The organism is Pseudoduganella sp. GW821-FHT11H04 (assembly GCF_058807935.1).
On the sequence record NZ_JBXARE010000009.1, the window covers coordinates 133,592 to 155,807 of the forward strand.

At 63.5% G+C, this 22,216-nt stretch carries 19 protein-coding genes; 4 read left to right on the forward strand and 15 right to left on the reverse strand.

The features are described from left to right. Positions 1–20: 20 nt before the first annotated feature. A complete protein-coding gene (locus AC1RTP_RS19830; protein ID WP_498609752.1) occupies positions 21–863 on the reverse strand; it encodes a head GIN domain-containing protein in 843 nt (280 codons plus the stop codon). A gap of 322 nt (positions 864–1,185) precedes the next feature. Between AC1RTP_RS19830 and AC1RTP_RS19835 the strand changes: the two genes are divergently transcribed. The 4 genes from AC1RTP_RS19835 to AC1RTP_RS19850 are packed head-to-tail and all read left to right on the forward strand — an operon-like array spanning position 1,186 to position 4,640. Next, a complete protein-coding gene (locus AC1RTP_RS19835) occupies positions 1,186–1,827 on the forward strand; it encodes a PEP-CTERM sorting domain-containing protein (protein WP_498609754.1) in 642 nt (213 codons plus the stop codon). Between the two features lie 54 nt (positions 1,828–1,881). Then, positions 1,882–3,051 carry an acyl-CoA dehydrogenase family protein gene (locus tag AC1RTP_RS19840; RefSeq protein ID WP_498609756.1) on the forward strand — a complete coding sequence of 390 codons (1,170 nt, stop codon included), beginning with the start codon at positions 1,882–1,884 and terminating at the stop codon, positions 3,049–3,051. A gap of 9 nt (positions 3,052–3,060) precedes the next feature. Continuing rightward, a complete protein-coding gene (locus tag AC1RTP_RS19845) occupies positions 3,061–4,182 on the forward strand; it encodes an acyl-CoA dehydrogenase family protein (RefSeq protein WP_498609758.1) in 1,122 nt (373 codons plus the stop codon). Next, a complete protein-coding gene (locus AC1RTP_RS19850) occupies positions 4,182–4,640 on the forward strand; it encodes a MaoC family dehydratase (protein WP_498609760.1) in 459 nt (152 codons plus the stop codon). Before AC1RTP_RS19845 ends, AC1RTP_RS19850 begins: the two co-directional genes overlap by 1 nt. On the opposite strand, the gene AC1RTP_RS19855 is transcribed toward AC1RTP_RS19850, so the two are convergent. The 14 genes from AC1RTP_RS19855 to AC1RTP_RS19920 form a co-directional block, all read right to left on the reverse strand. Further along, a complete protein-coding gene (locus tag AC1RTP_RS19855) occupies positions 4,631–5,572 on the reverse strand; it encodes a diguanylate cyclase (protein ID WP_498609762.1) in 942 nt (313 codons plus the stop codon). The two genes, AC1RTP_RS19850 and AC1RTP_RS19855, sit on opposite strands and share 10 nt — an antisense overlap. Next, on the reverse strand, positions 5,569–10,002 hold the full coding sequence (locus tag AC1RTP_RS19860; protein WP_498609764.1) for a PAS domain-containing protein: 4,434 nt from the start codon (positions 10,000–10,002) through the stop codon (positions 5,569–5,571). Before AC1RTP_RS19860 ends, AC1RTP_RS19855 begins: the two co-directional genes overlap by 4 nt. A gap of 41 nt (positions 10,003–10,043) precedes the next feature. Further along, on the reverse strand, positions 10,044–11,276 hold the full coding sequence (locus tag AC1RTP_RS19865; protein WP_498609766.1) for an acyl-CoA dehydrogenase family protein: 1,233 nt from the start codon (positions 11,274–11,276) through the stop codon (positions 10,044–10,046). A 10-nt stretch (positions 11,277–11,286) separates the two neighbouring features. Beyond that, positions 11,287–12,357 (reverse strand): phosphotransferase, encoded by a 1,071-nt coding sequence (locus AC1RTP_RS19870; protein ID WP_498609768.1) that lies wholly within the window; start codon positions 12,355–12,357, stop codon positions 11,287–11,289. A gap of 24 nt (positions 12,358–12,381) precedes the next feature. Further along, positions 12,382–13,107, reverse strand: a complete 726-nt coding sequence (locus AC1RTP_RS19875; RefSeq protein WP_498609770.1) for a histidine phosphatase family protein — start codon at positions 13,105–13,107, stop codon at positions 12,382–12,384. Positions 13,108–13,111: 4 nt separating this feature from the next. Further along, positions 13,112–13,660 (reverse strand): prepilin-type N-terminal cleavage/methylation domain-containing protein, encoded by a 549-nt coding sequence (locus tag AC1RTP_RS19880; RefSeq protein WP_498609771.1) that lies wholly within the window; start codon positions 13,658–13,660, stop codon positions 13,112–13,114. A gap of 12 nt (positions 13,661–13,672) precedes the next feature. Beyond that, positions 13,673–14,371, reverse strand: coding sequence for a type II secretion system protein (locus tag AC1RTP_RS19885; RefSeq protein WP_498609773.1), 699 nt, complete (start codon positions 14,369–14,371; stop codon positions 13,673–13,675). After that, positions 14,368–15,066, reverse strand: coding sequence for a hypothetical protein (locus AC1RTP_RS19890; protein ID WP_498609775.1), 699 nt, complete (start codon positions 15,064–15,066; stop codon positions 14,368–14,370). The genes AC1RTP_RS19885 and AC1RTP_RS19890 overlap by 4 nt, the downstream gene beginning before the upstream one ends. Next, positions 15,050–15,589, reverse strand: a complete 540-nt coding sequence (locus AC1RTP_RS19895; protein WP_498609777.1) for a hypothetical protein — start codon at positions 15,587–15,589, stop codon at positions 15,050–15,052. Before AC1RTP_RS19895 ends, AC1RTP_RS19890 begins: the two co-directional genes overlap by 17 nt. Next, positions 15,586–16,212: a hypothetical protein gene (locus AC1RTP_RS19900; RefSeq protein ID WP_498609779.1), complete on the reverse strand. Its 627-nt coding sequence runs from the start codon at positions 16,210–16,212 to the stop codon at positions 15,586–15,588. The genes AC1RTP_RS19895 and AC1RTP_RS19900 overlap by 4 nt, the downstream gene beginning before the upstream one ends. Further along, the gene (locus AC1RTP_RS19905; RefSeq protein WP_498609781.1) at positions 16,209–17,645 is read right to left on the reverse strand and encodes a hypothetical protein; all 1,437 of its coding nucleotides are present in this window, start codon (positions 17,643–17,645) and stop codon (positions 16,209–16,211) included. The genes AC1RTP_RS19900 and AC1RTP_RS19905 overlap by 4 nt, the downstream gene beginning before the upstream one ends. 111 nt (positions 17,646–17,756) lie before the next feature. Further along, positions 17,757–18,953 (reverse strand): type II secretion system F family protein, encoded by a 1,197-nt coding sequence (locus AC1RTP_RS19910; protein ID WP_498609783.1) that lies wholly within the window; start codon positions 18,951–18,953, stop codon positions 17,757–17,759. Position 18,954: 1 nt separating this feature from the next. Beyond that, a complete protein-coding gene (locus AC1RTP_RS19915; RefSeq protein WP_498609785.1) occupies positions 18,955–20,649 on the reverse strand; it encodes a GspE/PulE family protein in 1,695 nt (564 codons plus the stop codon). Between the two features lie 6 nt (positions 20,650–20,655). Then, complete coding sequence (locus tag AC1RTP_RS19920) at positions 20,656–22,215, reverse strand: tetratricopeptide repeat protein (RefSeq protein WP_498609787.1); 1,560 nt, start codon at positions 22,213–22,215, stop codon at positions 20,656–20,658. Position 22,216: the final 1 nt, after the last annotated feature.

The window sequence follows — 22,216 nt, forward strand, 5'->3', positions numbered from 1 at the left end:
CGACCTGACCCCGACTTTTATCACTGAATCGAGGTGTTGCGGCCGGATAGGTTGCGCTGGCTTGGGTTGCCGCTGACGGCGATGTGGCCGGATCCGTTGGCGCGGGCGTCGACTTTGTTCTGCACCCAGGCGTGTACGCCGCCGGAACCATTGGTGGTGATGTGCGCTTCGTCGGCGCGCAGGTCGTTCAACTGGGCGCTGCCCGAGCCTTGCATCTGCACGTCGAGGTTATGTACGATGCCGCGCGCCTGGAAGCTACCCGATCCCGATGCCGAAACTCGCAGCGCATCGCCACGCACCGAGCCAATATTCACGCGGCCGGAACCTGACATGTCTACCGTGGCGAGCTTGCTGTCCAAACCGTCTGCGTAAAGCTGGCCGGAGCCGGTGTGGCGCACGTCCAAGCGCTCTACCTGGCCGCGCAGTTCGAGGTAGCCGGAGCCGGTGTGCGTTACCTGCAGCGGGCCGCCCAGCAGGCCTTGCACATTGGTGCGTACGGAGCCGGTGGTTTCCAGGTTCTCCAGGCGCGGTGCGGTGTAGCGCACGCGGATTGGTTTGCTGCTGCTCATGCGCTGTTCGGCCCAGATGCGGAGTGTGTCGCCGCGGACTTCCGTATGCACCAGCGGCACCAGGTTGTCATCGCCTTCGATCACCAGCCGTGGCGCGCCGCCAACGTTTACTTCCACTTCCATGTCGGCGCGCTGGCGGTTTTCGATGCGCAGGCCGGTGGCGCTGGCAATGCTGCGCGTTTCGGTGGTTGGCGTGCCATTGCCTTTGACGCTGTCGACATTGTCGTTCAGCACAATGACGCAGCCACTCAGGCTGACGGCGATCAGGGCGGCGAGGGTGAGCTTGATGCGCATGATGGTGTCCTTGTTTTGCATGCTAGTTGGAATGACAGCATCCTATCGGCCGGCGCCTGGGCGCCTTGCCGAAATGCGACGAATTGCAGAAATTGGGTGTTGAAGTGTAAAAATTGATAATATGAAAGTGCTGGCATATGCCGGCCCGGCAGCCTGGCTGCTGAGAACAAATCTTGACATACCCCTTATTGGCGCCGCGGATAGGCCATCTGCGGCGTTTTCTTTTCCGAGTAACTACATTTCGGAAAGGTATCGAACTCCGTCGAGGTCGCTAAACAGCTACATTGCAATGGCAGTCTCAACCTAAATGAAGGGGATAGGTATGGAATCCATTGCAAAGAAGTTTGCATTGGCTGCCAGCAGCATGCTCCTGGCAGCTAGCGCCTTTGGCGCGACGACCATCGGTAATACCACTGCAGACGACGTGACGCTCGATACGCAGGCATCGGACGCCTTCGTCTTTACTCCGGGCTGGAATCCGCAAGCGGGCCCGTACGGCGATACCAGCGGCTTTGGTAACGCTTTCGAAAGCTCGGGCAGCAACCTCTGGACTTTGCTTGGCAAGCATGAGGGCGGTTCGAGCTCGGGCTTCAGCCTGGGCAATGGGCTCAACTTCACATTCGACTTTGGGACCGGTACTACCGGTACCTGGACCATCACCAACACCAGCGCGTCGCAAGCCGCTACGCTGGACCTGGTGCTCGCACTCAAGGCTGCCGATGGCGCCGCCGCCTTCCTCTTCGATAACCAGTCGATCAACGCCGGACAGACCCTGAGCGGTACGTGGCATATCGACTGGTTCACTGGAAATAACCAGGCTAATCCTGATTTCTCCAACGTCACTATGTTTGGGCGCGATTTTGATGGCGTTGCCCCGCCTGTGCCTGAACCTGGCGAATACGCCATGCTGCTCGCCGGGCTAGGCCTGCTTGGCTTTATCGCGCGGAGGCGCAGACCGCTGTAGACTCCTTGGAACGGTCGTGCTATTTTGCTGGTGCGACCACATCAAGGAGACAGCATGGACTTGAATTACTCTGCCAGGGATGAGGCTTTTCGCGCTGAAGTGCGCGCTTTCCTGGCAGCGAACCTGCCGCTGGATTTACAAACCAAAGTCCGCAAGCATCTGCGCTTGAAGCGCGACGACTACGTGCGATGGCATCAGATCGTCGCGAAGCAAGGCTGGGCGGCGCCGGCCTGGCCAACTGAATTCGGCGGCCCGGGTTGGGATGCCACCCAGCGCCACATCTGGGAAGAGGAGTGCGCCATTGCCGGCACCCCGCCCATCCTGCCGTTCGGTGTGAATATGGTGGCGCCGGTCATCATGGCCTTCGGCAGCGAAGAGCAAAAAGCCTATTACCTGCCGCGCATCCTGGACTGCACCGACTGGTGGTGCCAAGGTTATTCCGAGCCAGGTGCAGGCTCTGATCTCGCTTCGTTGAAAACCACGGCGGTGCGCGAGGGCGACCACTATATCGTCAATGGGCAGAAGACCTGGACCACCTTGGGCCAGCATGCCGACATGATCTTCTGCCTGGTGCGTACCGATCCAAGCGTACGTAAGCAGGAGGGCATCTCCTTCCTTCTGATCGACATGAAGTCGCCGGGCATCGCGGTGCGCCCAATCATCATGCTCGACGAAGACCATGAGGTGAATGAAGTCTTCTTCGACAATGTGCGCGTGCCGGTTGCGAACCTGGTCGGCAAAGAAAACAAGGGTTGGACTTACGCTAAGTATTTGCTGGGGCATGAGCGCACCGGCATCGCTGCGGTGGGTCGCTCCAAGCGCGAGTTGCTGTTCCTGAAGAGGGGCGCGCGGCAGCAGCTGGAAAATCCTTTGTTCGCTGCCCGCGTAGCCAACGTCGAGATCGAACTGATGGCGCTGGAGATGACGGTGCTGCGCACCATTGCGCAGGAGGCGCATGGTCCCGGACCGCAGGCTTCCGTGCTGAAGGTGCGCGGCTCGGAGATCCAGCAGACGCTTGCCGAGTTGATGGTGGAGGCGCTTGGCCCGCAGGCCTTGCCTTTCGATCCGGCCTATCTGGATGGCGAGCACGATCACGCGCTGGGCGGTGGCGATGACGCGGCGCCGCTGGCGGCCTATTACTTCAACCTGCGCAAGACGTCGATCTATGGCGGTTCGAACGAAATCCAGAAGAACATCATCACCCAGATGATCCTGGGACTGTAAGGGGGCGGCATGGACTTCACATTCAAAGAAGAGCAACAACAATTCGCCGATGCGCTGCGCCGCTGGGTCGCTAAGGATTACGGCTTCGAGCAGCGCAAGAAGATCATCCATTCCGAGTCCGGCGTTTCCGACGAAGCTTGGGCCTCGCTGGTGGAGCTGGGCATGCTGGCGCTGCCTGTACCGGAGAAGCAGGGTGGTTTCAATGGCAGCGCTGTCGATATGATGCTCGTGATGCAGGAACTGGGTCGCGGCCTGGTGGTTGAACCGTATTTCGCCACCGTGCTCGGTGCGCAGTTTCTCAAGCTCGCCGGTGGCCAGGAGGCTTTGCTGGAGCGGGTTGCCGCCGGCAACTTGAAACTGGCCTGCGCACTGGGCGAGCAGCAATCGCGCTACGTATTAAACGACGTGCTTGCAACGGCCACGCCGGAAGGGCGTATCACGGGCCGCAAGACTGTGGTGCTGCATGGCGGACAGGCGGGCGCCTTCATCGTGTCGGCACGCAGCAGCGGCGGCCAGCGCGATACTGGCGGCATCTCTTTGTATGTGGTGCAGCGTGATACAGGGGGCGTGCGCGTTATCGACTACCGCACCATCGATGGCCAGCGCGCGGCAACGGTCGAATTCGACGGCGTGCAGGCCACGCTGCTGGGTACCGAGGGCGCTGGTTGGCCGGTGCTGGAAACGGCGACCGACTACGGTGCGGCCTTGCTGTGCGCCGAGGCGATCGGCGCTATGGACGCAATCTTCGCCGCGACGCTGGAATACCTGAAAACCCGCCAGCAATTCGGCGCGCCAATTGGCAAATTCCAGGCGCTGCAGCACCGCATGGCCGATATGTTCATCCACCTCGAACAAGCGCGCTCGCTTGCCATGCTGGCCGCTGTGAATGCCGATTCGCCGGACGTCGAGGAGCGCCGCCGCGTGGTTTCCGCTGCCAAGGTACGCGTGAACCTGGCGGCCCGGTTTGTGGGACAACAGGCGGTGCAACTGCACGGCGGCATGGGCGTGACCGACGAACTGCCGGCCGCGCATTATTTCAAACGGTTGGCGATGATTGAACTCACATTGGGCGACGCCGACCATCACCTGGAACGCTTCATCGCGCAGCCAGGCTTCAAGGAGGCGGCGTAATGGCGCGTTTGGTACGTAATGTGGAAGAACTGGAAACGTTGGTGGGGCAGGAGGTAGGCGTTTCCGGCTGGGTGGAAATCACCCAGGAACGCGTGAACTCCTTCGGTGCTTCCACCAACGACGAACAGTGGATCCACACCGATCCAGTGCGTGCCGCGGCCGAATCGCCGTTCGGGGGCGCGGTGGCGCATGGTTTCCTCACGCTGTCCCTGCTGCCTGGCTTGCTGCAGGACGCGGTGTTCATGGAGGACATGCGCATGGGCCTGAATTACGGCCTGGATAAAGTGCGCTTCCCTGCGCCGGTGCCGGTGGGCAGCCGTGTGCGCGGTCATGTCGTCCTGCGCAGCATTACGCCGGTGGCAGGAGGCCACCAGTTGGCTTGGGAAGTCACGGTGGAATGCGAGGGCAGTGAAAAGCCGGCCTGCGTGGCGGAATTCCTGATGCGGCGCTATTCCTGAGCGTAGCGTTCATCCTGAACGCAGTGTGCCACGCGGTAGCGGTTGCGGCCATCTTTCTTGGCCTGGTACAGGGCTCCGTCCGCTGAACGCATCAGGGCGTCGGCATCGCAACTGTCTTCAGTCGGCACGATGCAGGAGATGCCAAGGCTGACAGTAACCGTATGGGCGGCTGGGTGCGGGATCTGCAACGCCTGCACTGCCGCCAGGATGCGCTGCGCCACCGTTTCGGCCCCTTGCACGCTGGCTTGCGGCAGCAGGATCACGAATTCCTCGCCGCCATAGCGCGCCAGCAGATCCGGCGTGCGGCCTGCGCATTGCACCATGGCGTTCGCCACTTGCCGCAGGCAGATATCCCCGGCCTGGTGGCCGTATGCATCGTTATAAAGCTTGAAGTGGTCGATGTCGATCATGACCACCGACAGCGGTGTGTGTGATCGTGCGCAGCGGCGCCATTCATTGTCCAGCGCGTCGTTGAAGCTGCGGCGGTTGGCGACGCCGGTCAAGGCATCGGTCAGGGTCAGCTCGCGCATGGCGTCGGACTGGCGCTTGAGGGTCAGGTGGGTGCGCACCCGGGCACGCACGACGGCGACGTTGAACGGCTTGGTGATGAAATCGACCGCGCCGGCCTCCAGCGCGCGCGTTTCGTCTTCCGGAGTGGTCAGGGCAGTGACGAAAATGACAGGGATGTCGCGCAGGTCCTCGGCGGTCCGGAGGGCCGCGCACACTTCATAGCCATCCATTCCCGGCATGACGGCGTCGAGCAGGATCAGGTCCGGGCGGTGCTGGTGCGCCAGCTCCAGCGCCTTCTCGCCATTCATCGCAAACAGTACTTCGTGCTCCTCGCCCAATACGTGGTTGAGGATCTGGATATTCTCCATGGCGTCATCGACGATCAGCAGGCGCCCGTTGCGCGCCTGGTCGGTCCATGTCATGCGGTTTCCTCCCTTTTCATGATTTCCTGCAGCCGCTGTTCGGCGTTGGAGAAATCGAGCGTTTCAATGGCATTGGCAAGGCCGGGCAAAAGGTCTGGGCAGCGCTGCTCAAGCAGCGGGCTGATGGCCTTGAACGCCGCCAGGGCGCGCATATTGCTGTTCCGAAGCAGCATGAGCAAGTCGTTAAGGGCTTGCGGCAGGCTGGCTGTGGGGACGTTTTCTGCAGCCGCCGCCACCGGGGCGGGCAGCTCGCGCGCCGCCGTGGTGACCACGGCAAGTGCCTGCTCTAGCGACAGCAGCAGGGCGGCCGCGGAACTGTCCTGGCCTTCCGCGACGGCCGTTTCGGCCTGGGCGCTGAGACGGGCCACATCGGTGGCGCCAAGATTGGCCGCCACGCCTTTCAGTCGATGCAGCACACGCGTGGCGGCATAACGCTTGTCCTGCGCCAGGCATTCGCGTACTTCGCGCACCGCGTCGCCCTGCGAATTCTCGAAGCGCTTTAGCAGGCTGGCGAAAGCGGCGTAGTTGCCGGCTACGCGGCGCAGTGCTGCTTCCAGGTCGATGCCGGGCAGCGTGCTTGGCTGCGCATTGCCGTGCGCGTCGCCGCGGGCAGCTGCCGGCGGTCCGGCAGCCAGTTCGGGATGCAGCGGCGCCAGGCGGGTCAGGGTGGCGATCATCTCGTCGACGTCGATCGGCTTGGCGATGTGGGCGTCGACCCCGGCTTCGATGGCGCGCTGGCGGTCTTCCTGCATGACGTTGGCGGTCATGGCGATGATCGGCAGGCTGCGCAGGCCCATGGCGCGGATCGCTTCGGTGGCGTGGTAGCCGTCCATTACGGGCATCTGCAAATCCATCAGCACCGCGTCGAAGCGCTGCGGATCGTCGCGCAGCAGGTCGAGTGCGATCTCGCCATTGGAGGCCACTTCCACCAGCGCTCCGCAGTGGAGCAGGATGTAGCGCGCCATTTCCTGATTGATTTCATTGTCTTCGACCAGCAGCACGCGCATGCCGGCCAGGCTTCCGGACAGGGCGGCGTGGCTGTTGCGGTGTTCCGGCTGGTTGGCGCCGGTGAGCGCGGCCAGTGCGGCATCGCGCACTCCGTCCGGGGTGAAGGGTTTGGACAGTACGGCGTCGATTTGCAGGCTGTCGGCCAGCTGTACCAAGTCGTCGCTGGAGCGCTCGGAGGCCATCATCACGACCTTGGGCAAAGCCAGGGCGGCGGCGCCACGTGCTTCGACCAGCATCGCGATGCCGTCGGTGCCCGGCATGGCGCTATCGACAATCAGGAGCTCGAAATGCCCATTGCGCAGGGCTTGCAAGCCTTCCGCTGCACTGCCGACGGCAATCACGGCCCAGTGCATCGCCTCGCCGATATGCAGCAGCGCCTGGCGCACGCTGGCGTTATCGTCGACCACCAGCACATCAAGCTGGCGCAGGCTTACCGGAACCTGGGGCTCGGTAAAGTCCGGGCAGCGCTGCAAGGGGCAGATGAAGTGGAAGGTCGATCCTTTGCCAAGGCGGCTTTCGACGCTGATGACACCGCCCATCAGGTCGGACAAGCGACGCGCGATGGCCAGGCCCAGGCCGGTGCCGCCATAGCGCCGGCTGGTGCTGCTGTCGCCCTGGGAGAAAGCATCGAACATATGCTGCTGTTGTTCGGCCGGTATGCCGATGCCTGTGTCGCGCACGGTGAATTCCATTGTCAGCCAGTTGCCGCCGCTGTCGGTCTCGCGCACGGACAGTACCACTTCGCCGCGCTCCGTAAATTTGATCGCGTTGCTGAGGAGGTTGAGCAGGACTTGCTGCAGCCGCATTGCGTCGCCCATCATTTCGGACGGCAGGCCGGGAGCGAGGTCGAACACCAGCTCCACGCCCTTATCCGAGGCATTGTTGGCGATCATGACGGCGGTGCCGGCCAGCAGCCGGCCAAGGTTGAAGCGCGCCTGTTCCAGTTGCAGCTGGCCCGCTTCGATCTTGGAAAAGTCCAGCACATCGTTCACCACGCCCAGAAGGCTTTGCGTCGCCACCTGGATTTTGCTGACGTAGCTGCGCTCGCGCCGTTCCAGCGGCGCTTCCTGCAGCAGGCGGGCCAGGCCGGTGATCGCGTTCATCGGCGTGCGGATCTCGTGGCTCATATTGGCCACGAATTCGCTCTTGGCGCGGCTGGCTGCCTCCGCCCGGTCGCGCGCCCGCATCAGTTGTTCGTTCAGTTCCTGCAATTTCAACTCGCTGCGCTTGAGTTCAGACACGTCCGAGCCTAAGGCAAAGAAGCCGCGCACGGCGCCCGATTCGTTACGGTCGGGAATGAAATTGATCCAGGTGTAGCGTAGTTCGCCCGATGGCAGTTCCAGTTCGCGCAGGAAGTGCTGCGGCGTGCCTTGCAGCACGGCGTCGATATGGGGCTGGATTTGCTCCATAAGGCTGGCCGGCAGGACGTGGCCGATAGTCTCGCCCATGGCCTCGTCCAGGGTTTTGCCGAACCAGGCCAGGAAGAATTTATTGGCGAAGTGGCAGCGCAGGTCGGCATCCCAGTAAGCCACCAGGCCAGGCAGGTTCTCCGTTACCGTATGCAGGAAGCTGGTGCTGCGGGCCAGGCTCAGTGAGGTCTGCTGCAAGGCTTCGTTGGAGCGTTTGTGTTCTGTGATGTCGAGCGAAATGCCTAGCAGGTGGGTGGCCGTTCCCTGTTCGTCGCGCAGGGCGACTTTGCGGGTGGTCAGGTAGCGCGTTTCGCCGCCGGCGGTGCGTAGGGTTTCTTCCGGTATTTCCAGCACTTCTTCGGATGCCAGCACCTTGCGGTCCGACAGTTGGAATGCCGCTGCCTGTTCGGGTGGGAAGAAGTCGACGTCGCCCTTGCCAAGCAAGGCTTCGCGCGGACGGCCGAGCAGCAACTCGCCCTGGCGGTTGAGCAGTTCAAAGCGCAGCTGCTGCGCCTCTTTGACGAAGACCATGGCCGGCATGTTCTCCAGAACGGACTTGAAGAGGGCCTTCGATTGGCGCAGCGCGGCTTCGGTGTCTTTCTGTTGTGTGATATCCATCAGCATGGAGGTGATGCCGACCATCGCGCCGTCAGCCCCGAATACCGGGTAATAGCCGGCGATGAAATGGCTGCCGCGGCCCGGGCGCGATACCGCCGTACCGGTCAATTCCGCATTCGGCACCGCCTGGCCGGTGGCCAGAACGCGGCGATAGGCCTGGTTCACTTGCGCCACCAGGTTGCGGTCGTTGATCACTTCATCGAAGCGGCGCCCGATATGTTCATTGACCGGCATGCCGTTCATGTTCGCGAGGTAATCGTTGATCATCAGGATGCGCAGGCGGGTATCGACAAAACTCAGGCCGACAGGCGCGGTGGCGTAGATGGTTTCCAGCAGGGCGTTCGAATTTTCCAGTTGTGCTGTACGTTCTTCCACCACGCGCTCAAGGTCCTGGCGGTGGCGGGTCAGGTCGCGGTCAAGTTGCAGCAGGCTGGCGCCCAGTTGCTGCGCCTCGCGGAAAGCCATCCTGGGCATCTCCACCGGCGTGCCGCTGGCCAGCGCTTGCGCAGGGGCCCGCAGCGCATCGACGGAGCGGGCGATGCGGCGGGAGGCGATGGCTGCCGCCGCGAAGCCCGCCAGTATCAAGGTGGCAAGGAGGGCAAGCAGGCCAAGGGACAGCGTATCGAAGGCTCCCAATGGCTCGAGCGCGGGTGCTGCGACTGTCGCGCCCCACGGACTGACGGCGCCGCGCAGGTATGCCACCTGCAAGGGCAGGCCATGCAGGGCTTCGGTGGCAGGCTGGCCGCTGGCGCGTCCGTCGTCTCCGCTGCGTGCGACCAGGCGGCCGTCGTGCGACGTCACTGCGATCACAGCGCCGGACGGCAGGCCGACTTCTTCGGCAATCTTGTCAAGGGCGTCGCCGGGCAGGAGCACGCTCAAGGCGGCCGGCGATTTTCCGGGGCGCTGCAAAGGCACGTCGATGGCCAGGTGGGCGGGGTCTTTGCCGTTTGCCGGCAGCAGGCTGATGGCGGAACGCGCGCCGGCAGGGAATTTCAGGCGGGCCGCATTCGCTGCGCGGTCAATGGCCAGGGCGCTGCCCGCGATGATCTGCGGTGCGCCATTTTCGGTCAGCAGGATGTGCGACTGGTATGGCAGGCCCGATGGCAGGGCGCTTGCAGCCTGGCTGCGCAGCGCGACCAGGTCGCCGCTGCGGGCGCTCGGGCTGCTGGCCAGGGCGATGGCCGCTGCTTCCGCTGCAAGCAACTGGCGGTCGACGATGGCGGCGGTCGCGCGTTGAACGTGCTGGATTTCCAGCTCGGCGCGGCCCAGGCCGCGCTGCTGGAAAAACACCAGCACCAGGGCGATGCCAAGGAGCGCGGGCGCGGCGCAGGCCGCAGCCATCATCGCAAACTGCGACCGCAATGGCGGCAAAGGCTTGCTGGAATCGTCCTGCACGGCACATCCTTTCGGGAGAGTGACTGCAGGACGATGATAGCTCAGCTTGTTGTGGACGAAAAGCGGGCGATTTCGAGTTTTGCGATGGCGTTGCGGTGCACCTCATCCGGGCCATCGGCCAGCCGCAGGGTGCGGTTGCCGGCCCATTGGTAAGCCAACGGGAAATCGTCCGAAACCCCGGCTGCGCCGTGCGCCTGAATGGCCCAATCAAGCACCTGTTGCGCGACGTTCGGGGCCAATACCTTGATCATGGCGATTTCCGATTGCGCCACCTTATTACCGACCGTGTCCATCATATAGGCGGCTTTCAAAGTGAGTAAGCGTGCGGTATCGATCCGGATGCGTGATTCGGCGATGCGTTCGCGCCACACGCCCTGGTCGGATAGACGCTTGCCAAATGCAATTCGCGAAGTGAGGCGCTGCACCATCAATTCCTGTGCGCGTTCGGCCACGCCGATGGCGCGCATGCAGTGGTGGATACGTCCGGGACCCAGGCGGCCTTGCGCGATCTCGAAGCCGCGACCTTCGCCGAGCAGGATATTCGAAGCCGGCACGCGGACGTTTTCGAACACCATTTCGCAGTGGCCGTGCGGCGCGTCGTCGTAGCCGAAGACCGGCAAGGGACGCAGCACCGTCAGCCCCGGCGTATCGGCCGGCACCAGTATCATCGATTGCTGCGCGTGGCGCGGCGCATCGACATCGGTTTTGCCCATGGTGATATACACCTGGCAGCGCGGATCGCCCGCGCCGGAGATCCACCATTTGCGGCCGTTGATCACATAATGGTCGCCGTCGCGTTCGATGCGGGTTTCGATATTGGTCGCATCCGAAGATGCCACGGCCGGTTCCGTCATCGCGAAGGCGGAGCGGATTTCGCCGCGTAGCAGCGGTTCCAGCCAGCGCTGCTTATGTTCTTCCGTGCCGTAGCGTTCGAGCGTTTCCATATTGCCGGTGTCGGGCGCTGAGCAGTTGAACACTTCAGCGGCCCAGGGCACGCGGCCCATGATTTCGCAGAGTGGTGCGTAATCGAGGTTGGACAAACCTTCCGGCGCGCGGTTTGAGCGTGGCAGGAACAGGTTCCACAAGCCCTGGTCGCGCGCCAGCGGCTTGAGTCGCTCAATCAGCTCGGTAGGAATCCAGCGGTTGCCTTTTTCACGGCCGTTGCGTTCCACTTCGTGGTGGAATGCTTTCTCGTTCGGGTAGATGTGCTGATCCATGAAGGCCAGCAGGCGCGCCTGCAATTCCTTGGTGCGCGGGGAGTAGTCGAAATCCATTGCGTGTCCCTTATTCGATTGACTTGCCCTGGGCGTAGGCCCAACCCATCTCCGACATCGGGCGTGCCAGCTTGCCCGATTCCAGGGCCTGGGCGCTGGACGCCGTGCCGTCGACGTAGCGCTTCATGATGCCCTGCATGATGCTGGCAAGGCGGAACATATTGAAGGCGAGGTAGAAGTTGAAGTCTTCCAGGCGGATGGTTTTTCCTGTGCGTTCGGCGTAGCGCGCGATGTATTCGCGCTGCGATGGAATGCCGAGCGCTTTCAGGTCCAGGCCGGCGATGCCGCGGAACTGGCCCGGCGCGATGTGCCAGCTCATACAGTGGTAGCTGAAATCGGCGAAGGGGTGGCCCAAGGTGGAAAGCTCCCAATCCAGCACGGCGAGGATGCGCGGCTCGGCGGGGTGGAAGATCATGTTGTCAAGGCGGTAGTCGCCGTGCACGATGGAGGTGTCTTCGCCCGGCGGGATATTGGCCGGCAGCCAGGCAATCAGCTGGTCCATCGCTTCGATGGTCTCGGTCTCGGAAGCCTTGTATTGCTTGCTCCAGCGCTCGATCTGGCGCTGGAAGTAGTTGCCGGGCTTACCGTAATCGCCAAGGCCGATGGCGTTGTAGTCGACGGTGTGCAGCTGCGCGATCACCCGGTTCAGCTCATCGTAGATGGCGCCGCGTTCGGCGGGCGTCATGCCGGGCAGGGCCTGGTCCCACAGTACGCGGCCTTCGACGAATTGCATGACGTAGAAGGCGCGGCCGATCACCGCTTCGTCCATGCACAGGCAGTACTGGCGCGCCGCGGGGAAGCCTGCCTTGTTCAGGGCGTCCATGACGCGGTATTCGCGTTCGATGGCGTGGGCGGAGGGCAGCAGCTTGGCGGCTGGCGCGGGCTTCGTGCGCAATACATAATGCTGCCCGCCGATTGACAGCTTGAAGGTCGGATTCGACTGGCCGCCCTTGAACTGCTCGATCCTCAATTCTCCTTGCGGATAGCCTTCAACGTGCTGGCGCAGGTATGCGTCCAGCGCTGCAGTGTCGAAACGGTGACGCTCCGACACCTCCTTGGTGCCCATGAATTCTTCGAACATAAACCCTCCATTCGAACGATCGTACTATTTTTCTGCGCGGGAAGGCAAGCGGGATTTTGCGTATTCCTTGAACAACTGTTCCATCGTAGTGCTGCGGGTTTCCGTTTGGAGGGGCGCAGGAGGGGCGAAGTTGGAAAAGCGCACGATCCAGTCGTGTGGGGCGCTGCCTACGTCCAGCGCATTGATGCAGCCGGCCGCTTGCGACAGGTTGCCGAGGAAGAGTCGCTGGCCCCCGGTCAGCGCATACGAGAGGATGGCGCGATTCACGCCGCCATGCAGCACGAGCAGCACCGTGTCCCAGCTGTCGTCGCCCAGCAGCCTGGCGATGGCGGGGTGGATGCGGTCCATCAATTCGCCCACCGATTCGCCGCCCAGGAAGCGGCGCTGCTCGGGCACCACGCCCTCGAAGGCGCCGGTGAAGGCTTCGCGCAGCTTGTCGTCGGGGATGCCGGATAGTTTGCCGCCGCGGATTTCGGCCAGTTCCGGCCAGGTTTCGAGCTGGATTTGCTGGCCGGTCTCCGCCAGCACGCGCATGGCTGTTTCAACGGTGCGCGGCAGGCCGGAGACGATGACGCGGTCGAATTTCACGCCATCGGCGGCGAAAGCCTTGCCGGCTGCGGCAGCTTGCGCGCGGCCGGCCTCGTTCAGGGGCACGGTTTCGGGAAGGTGAGGCTTGCCGGCTTCGTCGAAGTAGGTGACGCTGCCATGCCGCATCAGGAAGACGCGGCGTCGTTCAGTGCTTGATGTCATAGGTTCAGAAGAAGATTGCGAGCCGGGTGATGATCGTACCGTTATTAGTATAAGGCCCTGTGGCGCGAATGTTGCCGGAATCCGGTTTTCCGTCATCAAGCTTGGCGTCAATCTCCTGCGCGAAGGTGTCGGGCAGGTTGTCGAAGCGGATGCCGTTGCCGGCCCGGCCTCCCACCACGTCGTTGAAGATGTAGACGGCGCCGCCTTGGGCGCTGGTCATGAAGTCGGTGGTGCCGTTGTAGGAACCGGTGATCAGGCCGGCCAGGGCAAGGTGCTGCGGAGCGAGCTGGTATTCCGTGATCTGTCCGTCGCCGTTGCCATTGCCTGCGGCGCCCGGCACATGCGTGGTGGCGAGGATGTCGTCGCCTGGCAGGGCATGGAAGCGGTCCTGGTAGGCGTTGACGGCCGCTTGCAGTGCTGTGGCCTGCTGGATGATGCTTTTGACCTTGGCGCTGTCGATCAGGGCCTGTCCTTTGAGTACGCCGCCCAGCAGCAGGCCGATAATCACCAGCACGATGGCAATTTCAACGAGGGTAAAGCCGCGGTTTCGCATGGCATTCTCCTTTCATGGCAGCCTTTGGGCCGCAAGCATTCGGTTGAAGAGGATGTTGGGCGAGAGCCAGACGACCATGTCGTCGTAGGCGCCGCCTGGTGCGGAAGGATTGTCGGCCTGGCTGCGCGCGATGAACATCCGGCCGTCGCCCCGGACGTTGGCTTTTTCATCGACATTCCCCTGGCCCATATCGGCGGCCTGCACGCCGGCTTCGCTGAACGCGCCGTAACCATTGCTGCCAAGTGAAATCACAACGGCGGGAATGTCGTTTTGCGCGCTGGCCGGCGCCAGGGCGCCGAGGGCGTCGCGGCTGGCGATCGTTATGTCGCGCGGCGTGTCGAGGCGGAAGGCGGCGCCGCTGTCGCTGAAGGCCGGGGTCACGCTGTACAAGTAAAGGTGCTGCCAGGCGTCGAGCTTTTGAAGGCCGAGAGTTGCCCAGGGGAGGAAACCCAACCTTCTTTCGTTGGCGCAGCGCGTGCCGGCGCGGTCTTCCAGGCCATTGGAGGCGGATATGGCGGGGCAGGGAAGGTAGCCGTTGCGTGCCGCGAAGCCGGCCAGTGCGTCGCGCGCTTCTTCCAGCGCCTCGCCGGTGTCGGCGGCGCGGCGCTGCTCCATCTGCGTGCGCAGCGGGGCGAGCATGCCGCCCAGCAGCAGGCCTACGATCACCAGCACGATCGCCATTTCGACCAGCGTGAAGGCGTGGTTCTTCATGGGAGGGTTTTGGCCGCAGCCATCCTTTCATAAAGTGTGTGCAGCGGCACCGTGACCAGCAGATCGTCGAAAGCTCCGCCCGGAACGCCGGCCTCCGTGCTGCGTGGGCGCTGCATGAAGTCCGACGTGGCCGCGAGGTTGCCTGCTTCGTCATCGCTGCCGGGTGTGTCGGTGCCGCCACGCGAGAAAACCACGGCTGGCGCGCATTGCGCCGCCAGCGAGCATGCCTCTTGGCCTACCACGAAGAACGGTGCACCGTTCGCGTCGCGTGACAGCACGCGCTTGGTGGCGATGGTGGCAGTCCGGGCCAGCGGCGCCACGGTGTAGGCGGGCGTCACGCTGTAGCGCAGGCGGTGCCCCCAGCTGTCGTCCGCCGGCAAGCCCAGGTCCTGCCAGGGTAGTGTGCCGGTGCAGTCGTCGTCCGTCACGCAAGGCGCGGACCGCTCGCGCCCATCGCTGCCAGTCGCGCCGTTGTCGTTCGCTGCCTGCGATGGGCGTGGGAGGCGGCCATGGGTTGCAGCGTAGCCGACCAGGGCCTCGCTTGCCTGCGCAAGCAGCGAGTAGGCACGCTGCTCACGTGCGCGGACCACGCCATTTGCGCTGAATGCGGACAGCAGGACGGCGGCAGCTGCGACGACGGCGATGAGCAAGAGCGTCAGCAGGGCGGCGCCATGCTGCCTAGCGTTCCGCTTCATGGACTTCTTCCGTTGCCGGGTCATAGCGCTGTCCGGGTTTGAGGACGATGGAACGGCCGTCTTGCTGCAGCGTGACCGCTCCGCGCGCCACAGCACCGGCGGGGGCAGGCTGCACCTCGCCATTCAAGATCAATGCAGCAGGCCCGTTACTGCGCGTGATCACGCCACCCAGGCGAAGCCCCGGCGCTTCCTGCACGCCTTGGTCCGCACTGATAGCGCCGATCGTTCCGCCAGTGTTGCTCGCATCCGCCGTCGCCGGGCATCCCGGCGCCGCCCCGGGAGCGCACGGCGAAGCAGTCCCATTGCCCGTCGCGCCAGCCGGTGCTGCGCCACTGCTGGCAGCACTGGCTCCTGCCGCGACGCTCGCAGCGCCGCCGAGAGCCGATGCCGGCGCCTGGCTGCGTTGCGCATCGAGCTGTGCACGTTCAGACGGGGTGGTAAATAGTCGTTCCATGCTGACGACGGTTTGCGCGCAGGCCTGAGTCGCCAGCAGCGCCAGAAGTGCCGGAATAATAGATCTCATAACGTTGCTCCTAATTGACGATGCGGTGGCGTGGCCGGCGTCAGCGTGAGCCAGTTCAGCGTGCAGTCCGCATTCAAAGTCGGCGCCAGAACGCCGGAAGCCGGAGTTGCGCCACCAGCACGGCGAATCACACACTCCTGCACCGCAAAGGTCCCGTTCAAACGCAAATCGGACAAGAAATTCAATAGATCCAACTCATGCAGCAAATCCATATGCAGCGTCATTCGGCTGCCAAGCAGCGAGTAATCACCGGTAGGCAGCGCCGCTTCAAGCCGATACGGCTGCTGCACGTCGATCTCGTAAGTCAAGGGCAGCAATCGCCGCCGCTCCTGGATCTGGCGGATCGCCTCGACCCAGTCGAGCCGGCGCTCCAATCCCACCAGTCCGCGCTGTCGCAACTCGATATACTGCGGCTGGTATGCGCGGATTTCCTCTTTCTCCGTCTCCGCATGGGCGAGCCGCGAGCGTGCGTCATCGCGCTCCAACAGCGCCGCAGCTTCCTCAAGGTGCGCCCGGTGCAAATGCCAGCCGCTTGTCACCACCGCGGCAAGCGCAACGACAAGCGTCGCCAGGAACACCAGCACTGCATTGCGCAACAAGGCAAAGTCGCGAAGTAGAATCATGGCACCCACCTCACATTGAGCGTGAATTTGGCCCGCTCCCCCAGCCCGGACGGCGCCCCGGCTTTGCCGGACAGTTTGACGCTGGGCCGCACATCGAACGGCAGCTGCTCAATCTCTACCAGCATCCCGGGATTGCGCGCCAAGTCCTGCGCAAAGCGGTTCAAGCTAAGCAGCACGCTGCGATAGTCATCCTGTTCCACCAGTACCTCCGCCTGCAGGCGCAGTTGCTGCGCTGGAGCTTTTGGAATCCCGATCAGCATGGAGGACTGTGGCGCCAACAATGTAGCCGAGGCAGGCGTACCAGGAAAAGCAGTGCTGGCCATCACCGGCACCACGCCCGGCGCATTGACGCGCCAATCGAGCTGGATCAGACGGATCTGCGGCGAGCGTTCCAGCGCTTCGCTGAGCCTGGACATTGCATCCTGCGGCCACGGGCCCTGGCGCGCTACCATCTGCGCTATCTGCACTGCGGCCTTCATGTTGGCCGTCTTGTCGATCGCCGGCGGCATGCTCGACATACTGCGCCGGTAAGCGGCGGCATATCCTTGCGCATCCCTGCGCAATTCCTGGATATGGCTGCGCGCCAGCACGTAGCCTGCAATGTTCGAACCGACCCACAACAGGCAGCAGGCTGCCAGCACCGCGCTTGAAGCGAAGAGCGACTTGCGGGCGCGCCATATGCTGTAATAGCGCTGGCTCGGGCCCAGCGGATAGTGCCCAGGCGGCGCTATCCGGGCGGCCAGGCCAAGGAATAATTCGTCCGGATTATCTGTGGCCGGCAAGTGGTGCCGGGCCGCCACGTTCTCTATCGGTATATCGCGCCAATCCAGCTGCGGCGCTATGTTCGCGGCAGTCGGTGCAGCGATGCGCGCCAGCGGCAGCAACGCCAGCACCTGCAACGGTGCATCACGCGGCAGCATATGCGAGCCGGCAAGGAATTGGCGGGTACGTTCGGCCTCCTGTTCTGCACTGGTCGTCGCTTGCGCCAAGCGCGAAAAACGCACGCTCCCGAACTGGAAATAGGTTTGACGTATGCCGCTGGCATGCTCGGTCACCAGCAGCACATGCGGTTCCCTCCGCGCTTCCTCCGGCAAAACGGCGCCGCTGAGGAGGGCGGGCGAATACAGTGCCGCCAGCGGTACCTGCTGGCTATCCAGCGCGTCAAGCCACGGCGTCAGGAGCGCAGGCTTGGTCAGGGCCGAGAACAGGACAACGTCATCGCGCCGTCCTTCCAGTTCACGGCCTTGCACATGGGCGCAGCGGTAAGGCGTATTGCGCCATGCCTGCGACAGGCGCCGATCGCGCATGGTTAGCCCCGCGCGGCCGGCAACGTGGGGCAACAGGTGGCGTTGGAAGTCCTCTTCCACCAGGTCGGCCAGCAGGAGAACTGGTGTCTCCTGCCGGCCATTAAGCCAGGCGGAGAAGCGTTGCACGCCCTCTGCAGATTCATCGAAGCAGGGGCCGGCAGCAAGTGCGCCTCGCTCCCAAAGCCAGCAACATAAGCGCTCGCCTGTCAGGTGCAAAAGCAGTTTGCGCGGCATGGCCTAGATCCTGATCGAGCTGATGGTGTCGTAAATCGGGCCGAGCACGGACAACATGATCCATCCGAGGAGGAGGCCAAGTATCACTGTCATCGCGGGTTCGATCATGGCCTGCATGCGTTCTATCCGTTCACGCACTTCACGGTTGTAGAAGTAGGCGACGTTGCGCAGCGCGGCGTCGAGCGCACCGGTCGACTCTCCCACGCGCAGCATACGCACCACCAACGGCGGGAACAGGCCGACTTGCTTGAACGCCGCCGCCACGCTGTGCCCCTCTGAAATCAACTCCCGCGCGCGGCGCATACCCGCAGCAACCACTCGGTTGCCGGCGATTCCTTCGGACAGGCGAATGCATTCGAGCACAGGAATCCCTGCTGCATACATCAGCGCGAAATACGTGGCAAAGCGCGCCATGATCAGCTTTTGCAGCACCGGCGCCACGCGCAACAGCAGCCGATCAAACGCGAACGCGGTGCGTTCACTGCGCCGCAGCTGCCAACGCCCCAGTTGCCAGGCGACGAAGGGGGCGGCAAGCAAGAGATACCAGTAATGGATGAAAAAGTCCGACATTGCGATCAGCACGCGCGTATGCAGAGGCAGCTCGCGCCCCATATTCTTGATAAAGGCCGTCAACTGGGGCACCAGGTAGATCATCAGGAAGAACATCACCGCGCCGACGACCAGCAGAACGAAAGCGGGGTAGGTAATGGCTTTGCGAGCCTGGGCCGCCAGTTCATCCTGCCATTTGAGGTTTCCGGCCAGGTCTCGGAACACCTCGTTCACCTTGCCGCTTTGTTCGCCGGCGCGTACCAGGCTGGTGAAGCCCTGGTCGAAAATTTCGGGATAGTCAGCCAGGGCGCTGGATAGCTGCAAGCCGCCCTCGATTTTCTCCACCAGGTCGGTGACGATCTCACGCAGCCGCATATGGTCGGTGCTGTCGCTCAGGTCGCGCAGGCCGTCGAGGATAGGCACGCCGGCGCTGCTCATCTGCTCAAGGTGGAAGCAGAAGTTGATCAAGTCGCGCCGCGTGATCGCGCGGCTGCCGAAGCGAAGTGTGCGCTGGCGCGTTTCGCGGCAGTCGATCAGGTCGAGCGCCATGCGCTGAAGGCGCAGTTCCAGGTCCGGCACATTGTGCGCATCCATATTGCCCGGCACGATGCTGCCGGTGGCGTCCATGGCTCGGTAAAGGAACTGTGGCATATCAGCCCAACCTGTCAGTGAGGTCGATCACGCGCGAGACTTCATCCAGCGTGGTCACACCTTCCATGACGCGCCGCATGCCGTCGTCGACCAGTGAGCGCAGGCCGGCGGCGCGAGCGGCGTTGCGCAACTCCCTCGCGGGGGCGCGTCGTGCGACCATTTCATCCAGGTCGGCGGTCATGCGCAGCAATTCCATGATCGCCAAGCGGCCCCTGTAGCCCTGGTGGGCGCAGCGCTCGCAGGCGCCGGCGCGGTAGATGGTGGCCGGTGGGTGCTCGGGCGCCAGTGCCAGCAGGCGCCGTTCCAGTTCATCCGCCTGCACCGGCTGCCGGCAGTACTGGCATAGCTTGCGTACCAGCCTTTGCGCCACGATGCCGATAATGTTGCCTGCCAGGATATCGGCCACCACGCCGATGTCCAGCAGGCGCGGAATGGCGCCGACAGCGGAATTGGTGTGCAGCGTTGAATACACCTGGTGGCCGGTCATGGCCGCGGCCAGGGCCATGTCGGCGGTTTCCTTGTCGCGGATCTCGCCGACCAGGATCACGTCCGGGTCTTGCCGCATCATGGAGCGGATGCCTTCGGCGAAGCCTAGTTTGGCCGACTCGTTGACGGACGTCTGGCGGATCTGGTGCATGGGGTATTCGACCGGATCCTCCATCGTCATGATGTTGATGGCTTCCGTGTTGATGTGGTTGAGGATTGAATACAGTGTGGTGGTCTTGCCGCTGCCCGTGGGGCCAGTAACCAGGATCATCCCATCCGGGCGGGCGATCATCAGTTTGAGCACGTCGAGATCATGTTCGCCCAGGCCGAGTTTATCGAGGGGCACGATGCCTTTCTGGCGGTCCAGCACGCGCAGCACAAAGTTCTCGCCGTGGGTGGTAGGCTGGCTGCTGGCGCGGAAATCGATCTGGCGGCCGGAGAACTGGATTGAAATACGGCCGTCCTGCGGCGCTCGCGTTTCGGCGATATTCATATGGCTGATCACTTTCAGCCGCACCGCCATTGCGGGCCAGTAGGAGCGGTGAAGGCTGCGGATCTGGCGCAGGATGCCGTCGATACGATAGCGAACGCGCAAGAAGCCTTGCTCCGGCTCGAAGTGGATGTCGGAGGCGCTGTTTTGCACCGCATCGGCCAGCAGGGCGTCGATCAGGCGCACCATGGGCTGGCTGTATTCGTCGGAGGAAGCATCCAGCGTAACCTCGCCGGTTTCTATTTCATGCAGGATGCCATCGATCGACAGCTCAAAGCCGTAGTAATGGTCGATGGCGTGGGCGATATCGGAATCGTTGACCAGCAGCGGCACCAGCGTGATGCCCTTGACCAGCATGGCGCTGATCTGGTCCAGTGCGACGATATTGGTGGTGTCGGACATGGCCAGCACCAGTTCGTCGGTGGCGCGCTCGTACACGATGGGGAAGACGCGATAGCGCTTCGCCACGTCCTTCGGGATCAGTTTCAGCGCGACCGCATCGACCAGAATGCTTTTCAGGTCCGCAGAACGGGTGTTGAGATTCTCGCTCAGGGCCTCGCGCATGGTGGCTTCGGTGACGAAGCCCAGCGCAACCAGGAGTTTGCCCAAAGGCTGGTTCTGGCGTTTTTGTTCGGTCAGCGCGATGCGAAGCTGGTCCTGGCTGATGACGCCTTTCTGGATCAGCAGTTTGCCGAGCGGGATTTTCTGCGTGTCGGCCATGGTGCTTTAGTGCGCTGACGTTTCGAGGACCTGCAGTCGCTTGCGCACGGCGTCGATGTTGAAGCCCGGTTGGCTAGCCTGAGCCAATTCGAGGGCGCGGCGGTAGTAGCTTGTCGCCAGGCGTGGCTGGTTCATGCGGTCGAGCCCGACGCCGAGGTTGAAGGCGTAATCGGCGTTGTCGGGAATGGCGGTGAAGGCGCGAAAGTAGCTTTGCTGGGCCTCCGGCCAGCGGCCCTGGCGCGCGTACAGGTTTCCGAGCGCGAATTGCACGGGGCCGGATTCGGGGTGTTGGCGGGCCAGGCCGCGCAGCTTGATTTCGCTCGTTTGCAGGTCGCCGGGGCGCAGTTCGGTCAGGCCGGCCAGCGCTTCCGGATCGTTTGGGTCGAGTTCCAGCAGGCGCAGGTAGTTGGCCGAGGCCTGCTTACCATCATGCTCGCGCAGCGCCACTGCGGCGGATCCCAGCAACGCGTCTCGGTTGTTGGGGTCTTGCAGGATGGCGAGGTCGTATTGCTGGCGTGCTGTCGCCAGGTCGCCTGCTTGCATTGCGGCGTATCCATTCTGCACTGCTGGCGCCACCTGGACTTTGCGTGCGCTGCGCACAAAGCGTACGTCGCCGTTTTCGCCCGCGGCCGTTGGCAGTGCTAGCCTCGCGGCCCCAGCAGGCGTCGAAGCGCGAGATGCGAGCGACCTTGCGGCGTTCGGTGCGGCGGCTTGGCCAGCGACAGGACGCGCCTTGCGCTGGGGCGGGGCCGCCGCCCGCTCAGCCGGTGCTGCGTCTTCCAACCTCACCTGGCGGGCAGCGCGTTCGTTGGCGTCGCGCATGGCTTCTGCACGAATTGCGGGATCCGTGATAGCGGCCAATTGCTCCGGCGTCGGTATTGTTACAGGCCCGTGCGGGCTGCCAGGCGGTGCGATAGCGGCTTGTGTGCCCGGGGATGCCGGCGTGACCGCATCTGGTGGAGTGCCGGTCGTCGCCGGCGTTGCGGCCACGGTTGCGATCTCGCTGGCCGGCGTTGCGATTTCGCTGCCTGGCGTGGTGAAGTAGGGTGTCACAGGGATGGCAGGGGTCTGCTGCGCGCCAGTTTGCGCTTGTGACAAGGTGCCGGATGCCGGCATAGGCACCATGGGCAAGCGCGCTCCCGGGCCGGGTCCGGACACGGCGCGCCAGTAGATGAAGGCGAATACCGCCAGCAGGGCCGCGAGTGCGCCGGCCAGGATGACGAGCCGTTGCCGCGACGACGCGATTGCGCGCGGCTGGCCTGGTGGCTTGGGCCTGGGTGCAGTGGGCTCGCTGGCGGACGTTGCGCCCGTGCGCGATGTAGATGCGCGCGAAGGCTCATGGCGCGCCTGCGGAGGAACCGGATCATGCGCGGCTTCTTCGGCGGCGACGACAGGCGGCTCGGCGTCCAGCGGCTCCAGCCGCCAGGAATCCGGCTTGACGGCAAACGCCGGCCCGCCTTCTATCGGCGGCGAGGAGGGCACCGCATCCAGCCCGAACTGGTGCTCGGCCTCATGTTCGTCGCCATGATGGTCTCGCGCGCGCTCGGCTTTGCGGAGTGCTTGCATG

Coding starts and splice junctions, on each gene's coding strand:
- AC1RTP_RS19830 (WP_498609752.1), bottom strand. CDS start 863: ATGCGCATCAAGCTCACCCTCGCCGCCCTGATCGCCGTCAGCCTGAGT.
- AC1RTP_RS19835 (WP_498609754.1), top strand. CDS start 1,186: ATGGAATCCATTGCAAAGAAGTTTGCATTGGCTGCCAGCAGCATGCTC.
- AC1RTP_RS19840 (WP_498609756.1), top strand. CDS start 1,882: ATGGACTTGAATTACTCTGCCAGGGATGAGGCTTTTCGCGCTGAAGTG.
- AC1RTP_RS19845 (WP_498609758.1), top strand. CDS start 3,061: ATGGACTTCACATTCAAAGAAGAGCAACAACAATTCGCCGATGCGCTG.
- AC1RTP_RS19850 (WP_498609760.1), top strand. CDS start 4,182: ATGGCGCGTTTGGTACGTAATGTGGAAGAACTGGAAACGTTGGTGGGG.
- AC1RTP_RS19855 (WP_498609762.1), bottom strand. CDS start 5,572: ATGACATGGACCGACCAGGCGCGCAACGGGCGCCTGCTGATCGTCGAT.
- AC1RTP_RS19865 (WP_498609766.1), bottom strand. CDS start 11,276: ATGGATTTCGACTACTCCCCGCGCACCAAGGAATTGCAGGCGCGCCTG.
- AC1RTP_RS19870 (WP_498609768.1), bottom strand. CDS start 12,357: ATGTTCGAAGAATTCATGGGCACCAAGGAGGTGTCGGAGCGTCACCGT.
- AC1RTP_RS19875 (WP_498609770.1), bottom strand. CDS start 13,107: ATGACATCAAGCACTGAACGACGCCGCGTCTTCCTGATGCGGCATGGC.
- AC1RTP_RS19880 (WP_498609771.1), bottom strand. CDS start 13,660: ATGCGAAACCGCGGCTTTACCCTCGTTGAAATTGCCATCGTGCTGGTG.
- AC1RTP_RS19885 (WP_498609773.1), bottom strand. CDS start 14,371: ATGAAGAACCACGCCTTCACGCTGGTCGAAATGGCGATCGTGCTGGTG.
- AC1RTP_RS19890 (WP_498609775.1), bottom strand. CDS start 15,066: ATGAAGCGGAACGCTAGGCAGCATGGCGCCGCCCTGCTGACGCTCTTG.
- AC1RTP_RS19895 (WP_498609777.1), bottom strand. CDS start 15,589: ATGAGATCTATTATTCCGGCACTTCTGGCGCTGCTGGCGACTCAGGCC.
- AC1RTP_RS19900 (WP_498609779.1), bottom strand. CDS start 16,212: ATGATTCTACTTCGCGACTTTGCCTTGTTGCGCAATGCAGTGCTGGTG.
- AC1RTP_RS19910 (WP_498609783.1), bottom strand. CDS start 18,953: ATGCCACAGTTCCTTTACCGAGCCATGGACGCCACCGGCAGCATCGTG.
- AC1RTP_RS19915 (WP_498609785.1), bottom strand. CDS start 20,649: ATGGCCGACACGCAGAAAATCCCGCTCGGCAAACTGCTGATCCAGAAA.
- AC1RTP_RS19920 (WP_498609787.1), bottom strand. CDS start 22,215: ATGCAAGCACTCCGCAAAGCCGAGCGCGCGCGAGACCATCATGGCGAC.